This window comes from Streptomyces sp. V4I2 (assembly GCF_030817655.1).
Classification (GTDB): domain Bacteria; phylum Actinomycetota; class Actinomycetes; order Streptomycetales; family Streptomycetaceae; genus Streptomyces; species Streptomyces plumbiresistens.
The window spans coordinates 8867161-8885860 of record NZ_JAUSZM010000003.1 but is presented as its reverse complement, the minus strand read 5'-3'; the positions used below and the strand labels follow the sequence as shown (position 1 = coordinate 8885860).

Below are 18700 nucleotides of genomic sequence, written 5' to 3'. Positions count from 1 at the left end.
CCGGCCCTGCATGATGGCGGACAGGCCACACCCCTGTCCCACCGATCCGGAGATCCCTCGTGCCCAGCAAGAAGGCCCTCGTCCGCCGCCCCAGCCCGCGCCTCGCCGAAGGCCTGGTGACCCACATCGAGCGCGAGAAGGTCGATGTCGACCTCGCCCTCGACCAGTGGGAGGCGTACGTCGAGGCCCTGCGCACGCACGGCTGGGAGACCATCGAGGTGGATCCGGAGGACGACTGCCCCGACTCGGTGTTCGTCGAGGACACGGTCGTCATGTACAAGAACGTCGCGCTGATCACCCGGCCCGGCGCCGAGTCGCGGCGCGAGGAGACCACAGGGGTCGAGGAGGCCGTGGCCCGCCTGGGCTGTTCGGTCAACTGGATCTGGGAGCCCGGCACGCTGGACGGCGGTGACGTGCTGAAGATCGGCGACACGATCTACGTCGGCCGGGGCGGTCGCACCAACGCGGCGGGGGTCCAGCAACTGCGGGCCGCCTTCGAACCGCTCGGGGCGCGGATCGTCGCCGTACCGGTGAGCAAGGTGCTGCATCTGAAGACCGCGGTCACCGCGCTGCCCGACGGGACCGTCCTCGGACGCATCCCGCAGTTGGACGCGCCCTCGCTGTTCCCGCGCTTCCTGCCGGTACCGGAGGAGTCCGGGGCGCACGTGGTGCTGCTCGGGGGCGACAAGCTGCTGATGGCGGCGAGCGCGCCGAAGACCGCCGAACTCCTGGGCGACCTCGGCCACGAGCCAGTCCTGGTCGACATCAGCGAGTTCGAGAAGCTCGAAGGCTGTGTGACTTGCCTCTCGGTGCGCCTGCGGGAACTGTATGCATGACCGGGTGAGCAACTCGCCCTTCCGCCCCCGGACCTGCGCTTCCCGGGGCCCTTTGTCATGCTCGGGGAACACCCCTGATCAGGGATCTTTACACGGCTCTTAACCTACGGTCTCGTAACCTACGGATACGTAGCCTACGATTCCGTAGGTACCGGTTCGGCACCGCTCGCCGACCACCCTCATAACTGTTCCGCGTCCCCCTGGAGTACCCGTGACGATCACTTCCCCTCACCTCGGCAGCCCGTCCTCCGCCTGGACCGACGCCCGCCTGCTGTACGCGCTGGAGGAAGTCGTCGAACAGGAGCTCAACCGGCACCTGAAGGTCGCCAAGGACTGGATGCCGCACGAGTACGTCCCGTGGAGCGACGCGCGCAACTTCCCCGGCCTCTTCGAGGACGGCGAGCCGTGGGACAAGCAGCAGTCCAAGGTCACCGAGCTCGGCCGGATCGCACTGGTGGTCAACCTTCTCACGGAGGACAACCTCCCCAGCTACCACCACGAGATCGCCTCCCTCTTCGGCCGTGACGGCGCCTGGGGCACCTGGGTGCACCGCTGGACCGCGGAGGAGGGCCGGCACGGCATCGTGATGCGCGACTACCTGCTCGCCTCGCGCGCGGTCGACCCGGACAAGCTGGAGCAGTTCCGCATGGCCCACATGGCGGAGGGCTTCGAGTCGGACAACCGCCACTCGATGCTGCACTCGGTCGCGTACGTCGCCTTCCAGGAGCTGGCCACCCGCGTCTCGCACCGCAACACCGGCCACCAGTCCGGCGACCCGGTCTGCGACCGCATGCTGGCGCGCATCGCGACCGACGAGAACCTGCACATGGTCTTCTACCGCAACCTGCTGAAGGCGGCCTTCGACCTCGCGCCCGACCAGACGATGCAGGCGGTGCGCGACGTGATCGTGAACTTCCGGATGCCCGGCCACGGCATGCCCGGCTTCGAGCGGGCCGCCGCGCAGATGGCGATCGGCGAGGTCTACAACATGCGCATCCACCACGACGACGTCATCCAGCCCGTCCTGCGCTTCCTGAGGGTCCTGGAGATCGACGGTCTCGGCCCCGAGGGCCTCAAGGCCCAGGAGGAACTCGGCCTGTACATGGGCGGCCTGGACGCGGAGGCGTCGAAGTTCGACGAGAAGCTCGCCGCGCGCAAGGCGCGCATGGCGGCCCGCGCGGCCGGCTGACACAGCCACGTCGTTCCAGAGGGGGCGGGGCGGCTGGATTCGAACCAGCGTGTTCCGGTTCTGGAGACCAGCGCGTCTGCCTCTGCGCTACGACCCCGCCCTTGACGTCAGACACTAGCCCCCCGGCTGCGGCCGGGGGGCTGTTCTGTGCACGCTGCGTACGGCTGCCACGTCGGCCGGGACCGCCGGGAGCGGGACGTGGGCGCTGAGGGCCTCCAGGCGGCGTTTGACGCTGGTGGCGATGGACCGGCCGAGGACGAAGCGGGTGGCCGTGCCCGCGCGGGGTGCGGTGTCGAGGAGGCGGTGGGCCTCGCGGCTGCGCATGCCGGTGTGGGTGAGGACGAGGTGGGTGAGGCGGTGGGCGGTGCCCGCGAGGGCCTCGGCGATCGCCTCGGCGGCGGGCATGTCGATGTGGTTGTCCGCCGCGCCCAGTACCGCCGCCGCCCGGACCCGGCCGAGGTCGAGCAGGGTGACACCGGCCATGGTCGCCGCCGCCACCAGCCGGGCCGCGGCCCGCGGACCGATACCGTTGGCGGCGACGGACAGGCGGGTGAGCCGTCCGTACGGTGCCCGCTCCAGCGCGTGGGCAAGGTGCTGGGCGCCCGCGTCACCCAACCCGGCCGCGGAGACGTACAGTTCGCCGATCGCCCCGGCCGCGAGTACGGCGGCCAGCGGTACCGCCCCGGCCTCCCCCAGTGGGTTGCCGCCGACGAAGAGCCGCTCGATCCGGCGTCCGTTGCCGGCGGCCGCGAGCAGGGCGTCGGCGAGGACGGCGGTGCCCGCGGGGTCGAGGCCGGTCTGGACGAGGTCGAGGGTGCGCAACGACCGGGCCGACTCGACGAGTTCGGCCGCCGCCCGGCCGCCCCCGGCGCCCAGCGGGTTGCGCTTCAGCCAGACGCCGGTGACCACCTGCGGGGACGCGCGCAGCTGGTCGGCGATGCGGCAGGCGCCGCCCGCGGTGATGTTGTTGCAGCCGAGGTAGAGCGTCTCGACACTGGTGTGCGAGCCGGCCACCGCGGTGGCGCCGGCGTCGCCGAGCGCGTCGGTGCCGAGCAGCAGGTGCCGTACGGGAGAGGGGCCTTGGGAGAGCGCTTCGGCGACCAGGGCGGCGCCCTGGGCACCCAGTCCCTGCTTGCACAGGTCGAGGCGGCCGTCGGGCAGCGCCGTACCGGCCGTGAAGTCCAGGCGCTCCCCGGCCGGGCGGCCGGACCGCAACCAGTCAAGGAGCGGGGCGAGTTCGGCGCGCGGGCGCGGCACGACGTGCGGGACACCCGCGAAGCCCGTCACGGGTTGTTCGCTCACCACTGAGCCTCCCGGTAGTCCTTGAGGAACACCCCGGACACGGGGTCCCCCGCCTCGCCGCGCACGATCGGGTCGTACACGCGGGCCGCGCCGTCCACGATGTCCAGGGGCGTACGGAAGCCCGCGTCCGCCATCCGGGCCTTCTTCGGCGCCGGGTTCTCGTCGGTGATCCAGCCGGTGTCGACGGCGCACATGTGCACGCCCTGCTCGGCGAGTTCGGCGGCGCTGGTGCGGGTGAGCATGTTGAGGGCGGCTTTGGCCATGTTGGTGTGCGGGTGGCCGGGCATCTTGTTGCGGACGGCGAACCGGCCCTCCACGGCGGTCACGTTGACCACGTACCGGCGCGGGTGCGGCGAGGCGAGCAGCAGGGGCAGCAGCCGGTCGCACAGCAGGGCTGGGGCAAGCGCGTTGACCAGCTGGGTCTCCAGGACCTCGGCCGGGTCGAGGGCACCGAGCCGGGCCGACCAGGAGTTCTCCGGAGAGGGGTCGGGCAGCAGTCCGGCCTCGTCGGCCTCTCGCAGCGCTGCCGGCAGGGACGCGGCACCGCCGCCCAGCATCCGCATCGGGGTGAAGCCGGGCGCGTGCCGGGCGCCCTCGGGCAGCGCGTCGTACTCGCCGGCCGTGAGCAGCGCGTACGACTCGGGCGGGCGGCGCACGGTCTGCGCGGCGTTGTTGACGAGGACGTCCAGCGGCTCGCCCTTGCGCCGCAACTCCTCGCACAGGCCAAGTACTTGGCGCGGGTCGCGCAGGTCGACGGCGAGGACGGTCAGCCGGTCGAGCCATTTCCCGCTGCCCGGCTCGGCCCGGAAGCGGCGCACTGTGTCGTGCGGGAAGCGCGAGGTGACCAGCAGCTCCGCGCCGTCGCGCAGCATCATCAGCGCCAGCTGGAAGCCGATCTTCACCCGGCCACCGGTGAGCAGCACCCGGCGTCCGCTCAGGTCGGTGCTCAGGGCGCGGCGGGCGGTGTTGTCGGCGGCGCAGCGCGGGCACAGGCGGTGGTAGAAGGAATCGACCTGTCGGTAGGGCGACTTGCAGACATAGCAGGTGCGCGGCTTGCGGAAGACTCCGCCGGTACCGGCGACGGCCAGAGGGGCGTCCTCGCGCCGGTCGGGCGCGCCGGTGGCGGTCGCGGCCATCACCTCGGCGTCGGCGGCCGACAGTTCGGCACCGCGTGTCCTGCGGCGGCGCAGGCGCCCGTCCCTCGCGAAGGACGCGGCGACCTGCTCGGCGTGCAGGCGTACCGGGTCGTCGACGGGCAGCGCCCGCAGCCTGGCGACCGTGCGGTGGAAGGCGGCCAGCTCCTCCTCGCCGAGTGCCTCACGCATGTGTCCCCGCCCGTCCGGTGCCGTGCTGTGGTGGCCGGGCCGGATTCGAACCGGCGTATCCGCCCTGAGAAGGCGGCGCGCCTGCCTCTGCGCGACCGACCACCTGCGCGGGCCCGGACGACCGGATTCGAACCGGCGTATCCGCCTGGCAAGGCGGCGCGACTGCCTCTGCGCTACGCCCGGCCGCGCCCCCGGATCCTAACCGCGCCCCCTACGACCGGTCGCACGAATTTACGGCCCGCCCGGCGAGGAAGGGCGGCCGAAGCCTCCAGTGCCCGTCCGGCGGATCACTTCGCGGACGCGGGGCATGGCACGCCGGTTGGCGGCGTTGTCGTCGGTCGCCGACGCTCCACATCGACGCCCTCCTCCGCCTTGCACCCGACGCACGACGCCCCACTCACCCGCGTCGGTCAGGCACCGCCGATTTCCTCGGGCCTGACCCGCCGGTCAGGCCCTAGTCGTTCGTCCGCCTCAGGTGCAGCCGTTCCTTCTCGGACAGGCCGCCCCAGACGCCGAAGCGCTCGTCGTTGGACAGTGCGTACTCCAGGCACGCGGTGCGCATCTCGCACATGCCGCAGATGCGCTTCGCCTCGCGCACCGAGCTGCCCGGTTCGGGGAAGAAGAAGTCCGCCCCGGTCTGCGCGCACAGGGCCTGCGTCTGCCAGCCGAGGTCGGCCGGGGTGATGGTGTCGATGTGCATGCCCGAGATCGTGCCGGGGCGCGAAAAACATTCCATCAACGCGCGATCAACGCGGTGCCCGCACGGCCTCCGCCCGGCCGATGATGACGCGGCCGGACACCCTGACGCACGGCGGCGCGCGGAACGTCGTACGACAAGATGAGTTCCTGCGGACACTCAGGGTGACCGGGTTCCGTCGGTCACGCCCGCGCGATTGTCAGTGGGCGGTGCGAGACTCGGCAGTGCAGGCAACGGGACCCTTCAAAGGAGTGGCAGAGATGCTCACCACCCGTTATGTCACCGGCGCCCCGAACTGGCTCGATCTCGGCACACCCGACATCGAGGGCGCCTCCTCCTTCTACGGCAGCCTCTTCGGCTGGCAGTTCCGGTCGGGCGGGCCCGAGGCCGGCGGCTACGGCTTCTTCCAGCTCGACGGCAGGACGGCCGCGGGCGGCATGCAGACCACCCCGGAACAGGGTCCGCCGTCCTGGACCGTCTACTTCCAGACCCCGGACGCGGACGGCACCGCGAAGGCGGCCGAGCACACGCACGGCTCGGTGCTGATGCAGCCGATGGACGTCATGGACCAGGGCCGGATGGCGATCCTCGCCGACCATGCGGGCGTGACCTTCGGCATCTGGCAGCCCGCCGCCAACAATGGCCTGGACGTGGTGCAGGAGCAGGGCTCGCTGTGCTGGCTGGAGTTGTACACGCCGGACCTTCCCGCGGCCGCCGGGTTCTACAACGGGCTGTTCGGCTGGGAGACCTCCGCGCTCACCTTCGCCGGGGGCACCTACACCACCGTCCACCCGTCGGGGACCGAGCCGGACGCCATGTTCGGCGGCATCGTCCCGCTGGAGGACGACCCGACCAAGGCAGCGGCCGGGGCCTGGCTGCCGTACTTCGAGGTCCCGGACACGGACGCGGCCGTCAGCACGGCGCAGGAGCGGGGCGGCACGGTCCGGCTCCCGGCGACCGACCTGGAGGACGTCGGCCGCATCGCCGAACTCGCCGACCCGTACGGGGCGCGCTTCGCGGTGATCAAGAGCACGCCGCCCCAGCAACAGGCGTAGGAGGGAGCAGCGGGGTCAGGCCGAGGCGCGGCGGACCAGGGTCGTCGGCAGGACGACACCGGACCGCGGCGCCTGTTCGCCGGTGTGCGGGCCGTCGGGGCCGCGCAGGAGCAGGCGGGCCATCAACCGGCCCATTTCCTCTATGTCCTGACGGACCGTCGTGAGGGGTGGGTCGGTCTGCTCGGCGACGGGCAGCATGTCGTCGAAGCCGATCACGGCGACGTCCTCGGGCACGCGCCGCCCGTGCTCGCGCAGCACGCGCAGGGCGCCGGCGGCGGTGAGGTCGTTGGCCGCGAACACCGCGTCCACGTCGGGGCGGTGGTCGAGGAGTTCACGCATCGCCCGCTCACCGCCGGCCGGGGTGAAGTCGCCCGGCACCACCAGCCGCGGGTCGGCGTCGGCCATGACGTCCCGGTATCCGTCGAGCCGGTCCGCCGCCGAGGTCTGGTCGAGCGGGCCGGTGATGTGCGCGACGCGGGTGCGGCCGAGGGCGACGAGATGGCGTACGGCGTCGCGGGCGCCGCCGCGGTTGTCGCTGTCGACGTACACGACGTCACCGCCGTCGCCGTCGCTCCAGCCGGGGCGGCCGCCGAAGACGGTCGGGATCCCGGCCCGGCGGATCAGGCCGGGCAGCGGGTCGTCGAGGTGCAGCGAGAACACCAGCGCCCCGTCGACATGGCCGCCGGCGAGATAGCGGCCGACCCGGGCGTGGTCGTCGCGGCCCTCGGTGAGCAGCAGCACCAGCTGGTTGTCGTGCGCCGTCAACTCCTTGCTGATGCCGCGAAGTTGCAGGGCGAAGAAGGGGTCGGCGAAGACTCGGGTCTCCGGTTCGGCGACCACGACGGCCACGGCGTCGTGCCGCTTCGTCACCAGGCTGCGGGCGGCCTGGTTGGGCACGTACCCGAGTTCGTCGACCGCCCGCCGCACTCGTTCCACGAGAGGCTCCCGTACCCCGTCCCCGCCGTTGACCACCCGCGAGGCGGTGGCCCGCGAGACCCCCGCCCGCGCGGCCACGGCCTCCAGCGTGGGACGCGGCGCTGTCTCGGTCACTTCGGGGCTCCTCATCGGCGGGGTGGCGATCAGGATAGCCCTGGGCATCGGGCGGGGGTGAGAGCGCTCTCGGAGCGCGAAAGCCCGCGATCGACTCAGTGCGACTCGTGCGACGCATGGGGCCCGTGCGGCTCGTACCCCGGGATCGTCCCGTCCGTCTTCTTCACCAGGAACAGGCCGACCATCCCCATGTCGGAGTGGCTCTGCACGTGGCAGTGGTACATCCACGCCCCGGCGCCCACCCCCTCCCCCGCGATCACCTGGAAGCCGAAGGAGTCCGCCGGGCCCACGATCTTGTTGTCGACGACCTGACTGGGGTCGTCGGGCCCGGTGAGCATGCCCGTGCGGTTGTCCGCCCAGCGATGACCGTGCACATGGAAGGTGTGGTAGTACTCGCCGTGCGTGATCACCACGAACTCGACCCGATCGCCCACCGTGGCCTCGAAGTTCGGGCCCGAGTGCGCGGGCTTGTTGTTGATCAGCATGTCGTTGAAGACGATGGTGTGGGTCCGGTCCGGCAGGACATCTCCCTTGCGCCGTACGATCACCGGCCCGTACAGGCCTTTGCGGATACCGCCCGTGCCGTGCTCCGTCCCCACGACGTGGTCGTGGTAGTGCCAGTAGCCCGCGCTGCCCGCCCGCCAGGTGCCGTCCTTGCGGCGGCCGGGGGCGTGGGTGCGCCAGGTGTAGGTGCGGATGCCGCCGGGCTCGACATCGCTCTTGTTCAGCTTCGTGCCGTCGCTGGAGATCTCGTAGTCCAGGCCGTGCACGTGCAGGCTCGCCGCCACGTCCATGGTGTTCTCGAACTCGATGTGCAGGGTGTCGCCCTCGTTGAGTTCGATCAGCGGTCCGGGGATCGTCGCCTTCCCCTTCTCGAGGCCGTAGCCCATCTGCCCGTCGGCGAGCTTCTCGGCGTACAGCTTGATGCGTTTCACCTCGCCCCCGGCCGGGGCGGTTCTCGCCGGCACCTCGGCACTCATGGCCTCGGGCCCCAGGGACAACGATGTCGCGACAGCAGCGCCGCCCAGCAGTACTCGTCGGTTGAACCCGCGTCTGTCCATGCGGAACTCCCCACCCTGATACGGAATTTGCGGAGACGTACCTGTGATGAACCGGTGAGACGGTACCGGCCGTGCGGGCGTTTATCCACACTCAGGACAAAGTTCGTCGTAACTCGGTCATAGGTATTGGCGAGTTGCGCAAAGAGGTCTAGCTTCCATCGCGCTGTTGCTGTGACCGAGGAGGTGCCCATGCACTTACGAGGCTTGAGCGCGAGAAGCACGAGGAACAGAAGAAGACGGGCCTGGGCGGCGAGCGTTGCCGCCGGGGTCGTCGCCGCCGGACTGATGTCGGGGCCCGCCGCGAACGCGCGTGAGGCCCCGGAGCCGTCCCCGACAACGATGTCCGTCAAGTCGCCGCCGGGCGGCGCGAACGTACGGGTGCTGATCTTCCACGGGTCCGCGGCCGCCGGGGACGAGTCGCCGGTCGTGAACGCCGGAATCGAGGCGATCGAGCAGATCGGCCTGTCCGGACCGGCGAGCGGGCGCTTCAAGGTCGAGGCCACGGGTGACCCCTCGGTCTTCACCAACGAGACGAAGCTGGGCCGCTTCAACGCGATCGTCTTCCTGACCGGCGGCGGGGACGTCCTGGACCCGGAGCAGGAAGCGGGCCTGGAGGCCTACATGGAGGCCGGGGGCGGTTTCCTCGGCATCCATGACGCGGCCCGCGCGGAACCGTACTCGGACTGGTTCACCGGCCTCGTCGGCGCTCGTCCGGCCGCGGCCGGCCCGACGGGTGTGCAGCGGGCGACCGTGGAGGTCGGCGACCGGCGGCACCCGGCCACCAAGGACCTGCCGCTCCAGTGGAAGCGGCCCGACCAGTGGCTCAACTGGGTGAAGAACCCGTCGGGTGACGTGCATACAGTCGCCCGTGTACGGGAGTCGACCTACCAGCCGGGTACGAGCGCCAACGGCTGGGACCACCCGGTGAGTTGGTGCCGGGACTACGACGGCGGACGTTCCTTCTACACCGGCATGGGCGGCACGGTCTCGTCCTACGACGAGACGGACTTCCGCACGCATCTGCGCGGCGCGCTGCTGTGGACCACCCGGCTGGCGCAGGCGGACTGCAAGGCGACGATCAACGGCAACTACAAGGCGGAGCGGCTCACACAGCCCAACCAGCCCGGGCAGAACGACCAGATCGGCGAACCGCACGGCCTGGTCACCGCACCCGACGGCCGCGTGTTCTACATCGGCCGGGGCGGCGCCGACTCCTCCCAGCCCGTGATCACCGACTGGAACAACCCCGACATCGGCAAGGGCAGGGGCGAGATCCACGTCTACGACCCCGCGACCAAGAAGGTCACCCTGGCGGGCGCGTTGACCGTCTTCGGCAACAAGGGCGGCGGCGACGAGCTGGTCAAGGTCGAGGAGGGCCTGCTCGGCATCGAACTCGACCCGCGCTTCGAGCAGAACGGCTGGGTGTACCTGCACTACACGCCGCACGCGCAGATCAACCGCGACACCCGGATGGCCGAGCGGCGCGTCTCCCGCTTCACCCTCGACCGCGCCACCGACAAGCTGGACCTGGGCAGCGAGAAGGTGCTGCTCAAGTGGCCGGTGCAGATCCACAGTTGCTGCCACGCGGGCGGCGGGATGGCCTGGGACTCCCAGGGCAACCTGTACATCGCCACCGGCGACAACAACTCCAGCGGATTCAGCGGGGGTTACTCCGGGAACAACCCGCAGCCCAACTACAAGGGCGTCTCCTTCGCCGACGCGCGCCGCACCGCCGGCAACACCAACAACCTCAACGGCAAGATCCTGCGCATCCACCCGGAACCCGACGGGACGTACACGCTCCCGGACGGCAACCTCTTCACCGGCAAGGAGACCGACGAGGGCGGCGGCAAGACACGCGGCGAGATCTATGTGATGGGCGTGCGCAACCCGGCGCGCATCTTCGTCGACCAGCAGACCGACACGCTCTACGCCGGCTGGGTCGGCCCCGACGCGAGTGCGCCCTCGACGACCTGGGGGCCCGCCAAGTACGACACCTTCGCCGTCATCACCGAGGCGGGCAACCGCGGCTGGCCGTACTGCATGGGCAACAAACAGCCCTACCGGGACCGCAACCTGCCTGACCCCACCCAGCCGCTGGGCTGGTACGACTGCGACCACCCGAAGAACGAGTCGCCCAACAACGACGGCCTGGTCAACCTGCCGCCCGTCACCGGCAACAACATCTGGTACTCGCCCCAGGGCGGCGCCCCGGACTACCCGCGCGACGCGAACGGCATCCCCTCGTACAAGCAGGAGGAGGCCACTTACCTGCTGCCGTGGCTGAAGGGCGGCGGTCAGGCCGCGATGAACGGTCCCGTCTACCGGTACGACGCGGCGAGCACGAGTGCGGCCAAGTGGCCCTCCTACTGGGACGGCAAGTGGTTCGTCGGCGACTTCTACGACGCCGACCAGCCGCGCAACGCGGTCATCACCGACCCGAAGAACCAGGGCGCCGGCGGGCTGCCGGTCCACTCGGAGTCCCTGAAGAAGATCGTGCCGGTCGGCAACGACGGCATCAGGAACCTCATGGACTGGAAGTTCGGTCCGGACGGCGCGCTGTACGTCCTCGACTACGGCCGTGGCTTCTTCACCTCGGACGCCAAGTCGGCACTGTGGCGGGTCACTTACACGGGCGGCGGGGCGACTCCGGCCGCCGACCAGCTGGCGAGGGGGACGCAGTGACACGGCAACGAAGAATCTGGACGGCCCTGCTGGCCGCGCTGCTCGTCATCCTCGGGCTGCAGGCGCTGCCCGCGGCGGGGCAGACCCAGCAGCAGGCCCAGCAGGAGAGCCAGCGGCCCCAGGAGCAGGCCGCGGCCCAGGTGCTCACCTGGACCGCCGGCAACGACATCGACAAGTACACGTCGGCGCCCGCGACGGCCGTGGCGGGCGCGGCGACGATCGTCTTCGAGAACAGTGTGGCGACCGGCAACACCATCGGAATGCCGCACACGTTGACGTTCGTGACGAGCGACCCGGAGTTCAACAGCGACGTCCAGCTCAACATCCTCGCCAACCCGGGCGACGACCAGGGCGGCCGTCACACCGCCGAGGTCACGCTCACGCCGGGCCGCTACTTCTACCACTGCACGATTCCCGGCCACGGCCAGATGCAGGGCATCCTCGTGGTCACCGAGGGCGGCGGCGAGGACACGACACCGCCCGAGACGGCCGCGCAGGTGACCGGCACGCAGAACGCGCAGGGCGAGTACGTCGGCTCGGCGAGTGTCGCGATCAGCGCGACCGACGAAGATGGCGGGTCCGGGGTCGACGGCATACAGTATGCGGTCGGCGACGCGGGCGACTGGATTCCGTATACCGCACCGGTCGTCGTCGACCAGGTCGGCAGCCACACGATCCGCTACCGCGCCCTCGACAAGGCGGGCAACGTCTCGGCGGAGAAGAGTGCCGCGTTCACGGTCGTCCCGCCGGCCTCCGACGACACCGCACCGCCCGACACCTCGGCGACGGTGAGCGGCGAGCAGAACGCCGACGGGACGTACATCGACATGGCGACGGTCACCGTGAGCGCCTCCGACACCGGCTCCGGGGTCAACACCATCGAGTACGCCGTCGGGTCCGGGGCGTGGCAGCCGTACACCTCCCCCGTGATGGTCCACCAGCTCGGCACCCACACCGTGCGCTACCGGGCCACCGACAAGGCAGGCAACGTGGCCGCCGAGAAGAGCGTGCAGTTCACGGTCGTCGCGGCGCCACCGCAGGACACGACCCCGCCGGTGACCGGCGTGACCCTGGACGGCACACGGAACTCCGACGGGGCGTACGTCGGGAACGCCAAGGTGACCGTGAGTGCGACGGACGAACACGGCGGGTCGGGTGTCGACCGGATCGAGTATTCACTCGACGGTGGACCGTACATTGCATACAGCATTCCGGTGGTGGTCGACCGTGCCGGCGCACACACCCTCGCGTACCGGGCGATCGACAAGGCGGGCAACACCTCCGCGGCACGCACCGTCAGCTTCACGGTGGTGGCCGGCGGCGGGGTGCCCGCGCCCAACTGTTCGGAGTACGACGAGCGGTTGACGGTCATCGTCGGCACGGTCGACTCGGGCGTGCCGAACCGGGTCACGAACAACCGGTGCCGGATCAACGAGTTGATCGAGGACGAGAAGGAGTGGACGTCCCACGCGCTGTTCCTGAAGCACGTCAAGACAGTCCTCGACAAGCTGCTGAAGGAAGGAGTCGTCGACCAGCGCGAGTACAACGCGATCCAGAAGGCCGCCCGCCAGTCCGGGATCGGCAAGCCCGGCCAGACCGAGGGCTACCGCACGATCCTCGACGGCAGCACGGAGTCGTTCGCCAAGTGGCAGCAGGTGGGCGGCGGTTCGTTCGCGCCGAACGCCGACGGGTCGATCACCTCGGGCACCACGAAGGCCGGGCTCGGGATGCTGTGGTACCCGCAGCGCAAGTACGGCGACTTCTCGCTCAGGCTGCAGTGGCGTGACGACGCTCCGGGCACCGGCAACGCCAACTCCGGTGTGTTCGTGCGGTTCCCGGGGGTGCACGACCACCCTGAGGAGCCGCGGCCGGAGTGGGTCGCCATCAAGTACGGGCACGAGGTGCAGGTGCTCGACCGGCCGGACGGGGACATGTACAAGACGGGCTCGGTGTACGGCTTCGACCGGGTCGGGCTCGCCGGGGCCGGCGTCACCCAGAAGGGCACCTGGAACGACTACGAGATCCGGGTGGTCGACCAGCACTACTCGGTCTACCGCAACGGCGTGCTGATCAACGAGTTCGACAACATCGGCGGCCAGGACTTCACCCCGCCCCGCTCGGACGACCCGGGCACGGACGGGCGACGGTTCGCCTCCGGCTACGTCGGGCTCCAGGTGCACGGCACGACGGACGTGGTCTCGTACCGGGACATCAGGATCAAGGAGCTGTAGTCAGGGCTGCAGGTCAGGAAGGCGGCGCCTCCGGCGGGGGCGCCGCCTTCTTCGCCTTGCTCGGCTGGACCCGCTTGGGCTCTCCCGGCATCTTCGGATACTCGGGCGGGTACGGCAGGTCACCGAGCCCGTGATCGTGCTCGTCGCGGCGCGCCAGCTCCAGGAGTGGCTCGAGGGAGAAGGCGTGCTCGTCCATGTCGGCGTGCACGTCTCCGAGTTCGGCGAAGCGGGCCGGCATGGACGCGATGTCGAAGTCCTGGGGATGTGCCTCGCCCACCTCCTCCCAGCGCAGGGGCGCCGAGACGGGGGCGTGCGGGCGCGGCCGTACGGAGTAGGCGGAGGCGATCGTGCGATCCCGTGCCGTCTGGTTGTAGTCGATGAAGATGCGCTCGCCCCGCTCCTCCTTCCACCACTTGATCGTCACGTGGTCCGGCATCCGGCGTTCCATCTCCCGCCCGACCGCGATCGCGGCCCGCCTCACCTGGGTGAAGGTCCAGCGCGGCTCGATCGGCACGAAGACGTGCAGGCCCCGGCCGCCGGATGTCTTCGGCCAGCCGCGCAGGCCGCCGAACTCGTCCAGTACCGCGCGCAGTTCGTGGGCGGCGCGGACGGCGTCGCCGTAGTCGGTGCCGGGCTGCGGGTCGAGGTCGATGCGGAGTTCGTCGGGGCGGTCGACGTCGTCGCGGCGCACCGGCCAGGGGTGGAAGGTGAGGGTGCCGAACTGGGCGGCCCACAGCACGGCGGCTTCCTCGGTGGGGCACATCTCGTCGGCGCTGCGGCCGCTGGGGAAGGTGATGTGGGCGGTCGGGATCCAGTCGGGCATGTTCTTGGGCGCCCGCTTCTGGAAGAAGGACTCGCCGCTCACGCCCTCCGGATAGCGCTCCAGGGTGGTGGGGCGGTTGCGCAGGGCGCGCAGGATGCCGGGGCCGACGGCCTGGTAGTAGCGGGCGAGGTCCAGCTTGGTGAAGCCGCGCTCCGGGAAGAAGATCTTGTCCGGGCTGGACAGCCGTACGGTCCGGCCGCCCGCCTCCAGTTCCACCGCTTCGCCCATGCGAGCCACGGTAGGCGTACCGCGCATACCTTGCACACCGGGCGTATCCCGGCATACGAGGGCAGAATCGGAGCATGGATCTGCCGGTGATGCCGCCCGTGAAGCCCATGCTCGCCAAGTCGGTGGCGACGATTCCGCCGGACATGCAGTACGAGGCGAAGTGGGACGGGTTCCGGGCGATCGTGTTCCGCGACGGGGCCGAAGTCGAGCTGGGCAGCCGTACCGGAAAGCCGCTGACCAGGTACTTCCCGGAGCTGGTGGCGGCGCTCAGGGAGCGGTTGCCGCAGCGGTGCGTGGTGGACGGGGAGATCGTCATCGCGCGGGAGGGACGGCTGGACTTCGACGCGCTGACCGAGCGCATCCACCCGGCGGACTCCCGGGTGCGGATGCTGGCGGAGCGGACGCCGTCCTCCTTCGTCGCCTTCGACCTGCTGGCGCTGGCGGACGAGTCGCTGCTCGACGTGCCGCTCGCCGAGCGTCGGTCGCTGCTGACCACGGCCCTGGCCGAGGTGACCACCCCCGTGCACGTGGCGCCGGCGACGACCGACATCGACGTGGCACGGCAGTGGTTCGAGCAGTACGAGGGGGCGGGCCTGGACGGTGTCATCGCCAAACCGCTCACCGTGCGCTACCTCCAGGACGAGCGCGCCATGTTCAAGGTCAAGCACGAGCGGACGGCTGACGTGGTGGTCGCGGGCTACCGCCTCCACAAGAGCGGCCCGGTGGTCGGCTCGCTCCTGCTGGGCCTGTACGACGACCGGGGCGCCCTCCAGCACGTGGGCGTGTCGGCCGCCTTCCCCATGAAGCGGCGCGCCGAACTGGTCGAGGAGCTGGAGCCGCTGCGCATGGACGACGTCACGGGACACCCGTGGGCGGCCTGGTCCGAGGAGGCGGCGCACGAGACGGCCCGGCTGCCGGGGGCGCCCAGCCGCTGGTCCGGCAAGAAGGACCTGTCCTGGGTGCCGCTGCGGCCGGAGCGGGTGGCCGAGGTGGCGTACGACCACATGGAGAACGGCGCGCGCTTCCGGCACACGGCCCGCTTCCGCCGCTGGCGCCCGGACCGGACCCCGGAGAGCTGCACGTACGCGCAGCTGGAGGAACCGGTCCGCTACGACCTGGAGGAGATCCTCGGCGCCTGACTCACGGGGCCCGACTCCCTACGCCTGGCTCACGGCGTCATCAGCACCTTCACCGCGCCCTCCCGCTTCCGCTGGAACATCTCGTACGCGTGCGGTGCCTCGCTGAGCGGCAGCCGGTGGGTGGCGAAGTCGTCGACGCCGAGCGGGTCCTCGTCGGTGAGATAGGGGATGATCTCGTCGCTCCAGCGGCGTACGTTGGCCTGGCCCATCCGCAGCTGGATCTGCTTGTCGAACATGGTGAGCATGGGCAGCGGGTCGGCCATGCCGCCGTATACGCCGGACAGCGAGATCGTGCCGCCCCGGCGCACCAGCTCGATGGCGGTGTGGAGGGCGGCGAGCCGGTCGACGCTGAAGCGCTCCGCGAACGGTCCGCCGATCTTGCGCGGCAGCAGGGACGAGGCCTGCTGGGCGAGCTTGGCGGCGGCACTGCCGTGGGCCTCGGTGCCGACGGCGTCGATCACGGCGTCGGGGCCGCGGCCGTCCGTCTCGTCGCGGATCGCCTGGACCAGCTCCTTCTCGTTGTCGAAGCTCCTGAGGTCGTACGTCTCCACGCCCCGCGATCGCGCCCGGCGCAGCCGCTCGCCGACCAGGTCCACGCCGAACACCCGCCCGGCGCCGCGCAGCTGGGCGATGCGACAGGCCATGTCACCGATGGGCCCGAGGCCGAGTACGGCGACGCTGCCGCCCTGGGGCACGTCCGCGTAGGCGACCGCCTGCCAGGCGGTGGGCAGGACGTCGGAGAGGTAGACGAACCGGTCGTCGGGCGGGCCCTCGGGGACCTTGATCGGCCCGAACTGCGCCTGCGGGACGCGCAGGTACTCGGCCTGGGCGCCGGGGACCGCGCCGTACAGGCGGGTGTAGCCGAAGAGGGCGGCGCCCATGCCCTCGCTGGTGACCTGGGTGGTCTCGCACTGCGTCGGCAGTCCGGTCATGCACATCCAGCAGCCGCCGCAGGCGATCTGGAACGGCACCACGACCCGGTCGCCGGCCGCGAGGTCGGGCACCCCGGCGCCCACCTCCTCGACGATGCCCATCGGCTCGTGACCGAGGATGTCGCCCGGCGTCATGAACGCGGTGAGCACCTCGTACAGATGCAGGTCGGAGCCGCACAGCCCGGTGGAGGTGACGCGGATGACGGCGTCCGTCGGCTCCTGGATCGTCGGATCGGGTACGTCCTCCACCCGCACGTCCCGCTTGCCCTGCCAGGTCACTGCCTTCATCGCACGCTCCCAGTTCGCGTCGGCGTGTCCGGTCTGCGGTGGCGCCCGGGTACCCGGGCGCCACTCGGTGAACCACCGCACCTGGGCCGATCGGCCTATTCAACGCGGCGAATCAGATTCGATCGGGTATGGCCATCAATGAACTTATAAGCGCACAATCAATAAGTAGAGACAGGTGGCCACGGTGGGCATGGGACACAGGGCGCGCACGCGGCGTGCCGCTACGGCGGTGGCGCTGCTCGCCGCCACGGCGGCCGCCTCGCTGGCGGCGGGCTGCACGGGCGGGCGTGGCACGGGGGACGACGGGCGCGGACAGTTGCGGACGCCCGCAGACAGCCGGAGCGAGGGCGAGGCCGAGAGCCCGAGCGAGAGCGCCGCCGCCGGTTCCGTGCTCGCCGTGAAGATCGACAACGCCCGCGCGGCCCGGCCCCATACGGGCCTGAACTCCGCCGACATCGTGTACGCCGAGCAGGTCGAGGGCGGGATGAGCCGGCTGATGGCGGTCTACGCGACCAAGCTGCCGAAGGCCGTCGGTCCGGTGCGCAGCGCCCGCGAGTCGGACCTGGAGCTGCTGCGGCAGTTCGACCGGCCCACGCTCGCCTTCTCCGGGGCCCAGGGCAAGCTGATGCCGCTGATCAACGAGGCGCCGCTGGTCGTGCAGACCCCCGGCGAGGTGTCCGGCGCCTACTACCGCGGCACCGACAAGCCCTCCCCGCACAACCTCTACCTGCGCCCGGACCGGCTGCTGTCCGCCGCGCCGGGCGCGGACGCGCTGACCACCGGCTTCCGGTACGGCGCCGCACCCTCCGGCGGGCAGAAGGAGACCTCGCGGACCGTGCGCTTCCCGGCGGCGCGCTTCACCTTCACCTGGTCCGCGGACCGGGACCGCTGGCTGGTCTCGATGGACGGGACGCCGACCGTGACGACGGACGGGAAGCGGGTGGCACCGGCGACGGTCGTCGTGCAGTACGTGAACGTGCGCAAGTCCGGCTTCCAGGACTTCCTCGGCAACAACACGCCGTACACCGAGACGGTCGGCGAGGGGACCGCCGAGGTGCTGCGCGGCGGGCGTGCCTACGACGTGAACTGGTCGCGCCCGAAGGCGACCGAGGGCACCGAGTTCACGACGGGCGACGGTACGCCGGTGAACTTCGCCAAGGGGCAGGTGTGGGTGGTGTTCGCGAAGGCGTCATGAGCGGCTGAACGGGCTCAGGGCTGGGTGACGAGGGGTTCCGTCGGGTTGCGGAGCCCCTCGGCCGCGTCCGAGACCCGCCGGATGAGGTCGAAGAACACGGACTGCTCCTCGGCGGAGAGCGGGGCCAGGAAGACCTGGTTCATCCGGGCCGTGCGCACGGTCAGCTTGCGGTGGGTGCGCAGGCCCTCGTCGGTGAGGCGCAGCAGGAAGCGGCGGCCGTCCTGCGGGTCGCGCACCTTGTCCAGGAGCCCGCGGCGGCCGAGCCGGCTGATCACCTCGGCGATGGTCGACCGGTCGAGCCCCACCCGCTCCCCCACCGTGCGCTGATCGAGGCCGGGCTCGGCGACGAGCGCGTTGAGGACCGCGAACTGTGGCGAGGTGATCTCCTCGGAGACCATCGTGTTCCACAGCAGGTAGTGCGCCTGCTGGAGCCGCCGGGCCAGGTGCCCGGGGTGGGTGGTGAGGTCCACCGCGACCATGTGCGCTCCCCAGATCGGATTCGTTGGTGCACTGAACAATACCGGCGCGGCACGGCACCTGTCTGCGGCTCCACCTGGTGAGCTGACCTTGTATTTCTCCTGGGCCTTGACGCCCCGCAGCTCCGGTGGCAGCGTGAGGGACACCTCGCTGAAATAATCAGTGCCCTGACTAATTCCTCGGGACG

General features: G+C 70.8%; 15 protein-coding genes and 3 tRNA genes. 7 read left to right on the top strand and 11 right to left on the bottom strand.

The window, feature by feature from the left end; translation table 11 throughout:
* The first annotated feature begins 59 nt into the window (after positions 1-59).
* Together ddaH and QFZ76_RS41560 are read left to right on the top strand one after the other, a co-directional pair.
* Positions 60-836, top strand: a complete 777-nt coding sequence (gene ddaH, locus QFZ76_RS41565; protein WP_307678512.1) for a dimethylargininase — start codon at positions 60-62, stop codon at positions 834-836.
* Positions 837-1047: 211 nt separating this feature from the next.
* The gene (locus QFZ76_RS41560) at positions 1048-2025 is read left to right on the top strand and encodes an acyl-ACP desaturase (protein ID WP_307678511.1); all 978 of its coding nucleotides are present in this window, start codon (positions 1048-1050) and stop codon (positions 2023-2025) included.
* 23 nt (positions 2026-2048) lie between these two features.
* Here the strand turns inward: QFZ76_RS41560 and QFZ76_RS41555 are convergent.
* The 6 genes from QFZ76_RS41555 to QFZ76_RS41530 form a co-directional block, all read right to left on the bottom strand.
* Positions 2049-2124: transfer RNA gene (locus QFZ76_RS41555), tRNA-Trp, on the bottom strand.
* A 15-nt stretch (positions 2125-2139) separates the two neighbouring features.
* Entirely contained in the window at positions 2140-3327 is a 1188-nt protein-coding gene (locus QFZ76_RS41550; protein ID WP_307678510.1) for a ribonuclease inhibitor, read from the bottom strand.
* Positions 3324-4652: an SDR family NAD(P)-dependent oxidoreductase gene (locus QFZ76_RS41545; protein WP_307678509.1), complete on the bottom strand. Its 1329-nt coding sequence runs from the start codon at positions 4650-4652 to the stop codon at positions 3324-3326. Before QFZ76_RS41545 ends, QFZ76_RS41550 begins: the two co-directional genes overlap by 4 nt.
* Positions 4653-4682: 30 nt before the next feature.
* Positions 4683-4754 (bottom strand) — tRNA-Glu (locus tag QFZ76_RS41540).
* Between the two features lie 10 nt (positions 4755-4764).
* Positions 4765-4835 (bottom strand) — tRNA-OTHER (locus tag QFZ76_RS41535).
* Between the two features lie 271 nt (positions 4836-5106).
* Positions 5107-5352 (bottom strand): WhiB family transcriptional regulator, encoded by a 246-nt coding sequence (locus QFZ76_RS41530; protein ID WP_266450345.1) that lies wholly within the window; start codon positions 5350-5352, stop codon positions 5107-5109.
* A gap of 257 nt (positions 5353-5609) precedes the next feature.
* Here QFZ76_RS41530 and QFZ76_RS41525 point away from each other — a divergent pair, with 257 nt between their 5' ends.
* The gene (locus QFZ76_RS41525; RefSeq protein ID WP_307678507.1) at positions 5610-6404 is read left to right on the top strand and encodes a VOC family protein; all 795 of its coding nucleotides are present in this window, start codon (positions 5610-5612) and stop codon (positions 6402-6404) included.
* 15 nt (positions 6405-6419) lie between these two features.
* Here QFZ76_RS41525 and QFZ76_RS41520 read toward each other — a convergent pair whose 3' ends face one another.
* Positions 6420-7454 (bottom strand): LacI family DNA-binding transcriptional regulator, encoded by a 1035-nt coding sequence (locus tag QFZ76_RS41520; protein ID WP_307678506.1) that lies wholly within the window; start codon positions 7452-7454, stop codon positions 6420-6422.
* 95 nt (positions 7455-7549) lie between these two features.
* A complete protein-coding gene (locus tag QFZ76_RS41515; protein ID WP_307678505.1) occupies positions 7550-8515 on the bottom strand; it encodes a multicopper oxidase domain-containing protein in 966 nt (321 codons plus the stop codon).
* Positions 8516-8704: 189 nt separating this feature from the next.
* On the opposite strand from QFZ76_RS41515, the gene QFZ76_RS41510 reads away from it, so the two are divergent.
* Together QFZ76_RS41510 and QFZ76_RS41505 are read left to right on the top strand one after the other, a co-directional pair.
* Entirely contained in the window at positions 8705-11200 is a 2496-nt protein-coding gene (locus tag QFZ76_RS41510; RefSeq protein ID WP_307678504.1) for a ThuA domain-containing protein, read from the top strand.
* The gene (locus tag QFZ76_RS41505; protein ID WP_307678503.1) at positions 11197-13431 is read left to right on the top strand and encodes an OmpL47-type beta-barrel domain-containing protein; all 2235 of its coding nucleotides are present in this window, start codon (positions 11197-11199) and stop codon (positions 13429-13431) included. Before QFZ76_RS41510 ends, QFZ76_RS41505 begins: the two co-directional genes overlap by 4 nt.
* Positions 13432-13444: 13 nt before the next feature.
* On the opposite strand, the gene ligD is transcribed toward QFZ76_RS41505, so the two are convergent.
* Positions 13445-14482, bottom strand: a complete 1038-nt coding sequence (ligD, locus tag QFZ76_RS41500; RefSeq protein WP_307678502.1) for a non-homologous end-joining DNA ligase — start codon at positions 14480-14482, stop codon at positions 13445-13447.
* A 74-nt stretch (positions 14483-14556) separates the two neighbouring features.
* Between ligD and QFZ76_RS41495 the strand changes: the two genes are divergently transcribed.
* A complete protein-coding gene (locus tag QFZ76_RS41495) occupies positions 14557-15621 on the top strand; it encodes an ATP-dependent DNA ligase (protein WP_307678501.1) in 1065 nt (354 codons plus the stop codon).
* A 29-nt stretch (positions 15622-15650) separates the two neighbouring features.
* On the opposite strand, the gene QFZ76_RS41490 is transcribed toward QFZ76_RS41495, so the two are convergent.
* Positions 15651-16841 (bottom strand): zinc-dependent alcohol dehydrogenase, encoded by a 1191-nt coding sequence (locus tag QFZ76_RS41490; protein WP_307678500.1) that lies wholly within the window; start codon positions 16839-16841, stop codon positions 15651-15653.
* Between the two features lie 190 nt (positions 16842-17031).
* On the opposite strand from QFZ76_RS41490, the gene QFZ76_RS41485 reads away from it, so the two are divergent.
* Positions 17032-18036: a DUF3048 domain-containing protein gene (locus QFZ76_RS41485; RefSeq protein WP_307678499.1), complete on the top strand. Its 1005-nt coding sequence runs from the start codon at positions 17032-17034 to the stop codon at positions 18034-18036.
* A gap of 14 nt (positions 18037-18050) precedes the next feature.
* Here the strand turns inward: QFZ76_RS41485 and QFZ76_RS41480 are convergent, their stop codons facing one another.
* On the bottom strand, positions 18051-18515 hold the full coding sequence (locus QFZ76_RS41480; protein WP_307678498.1) for a MarR family winged helix-turn-helix transcriptional regulator: 465 nt from the start codon (positions 18513-18515) through the stop codon (positions 18051-18053).
* Positions 18516-18700 lie beyond the last annotated feature (185 nt).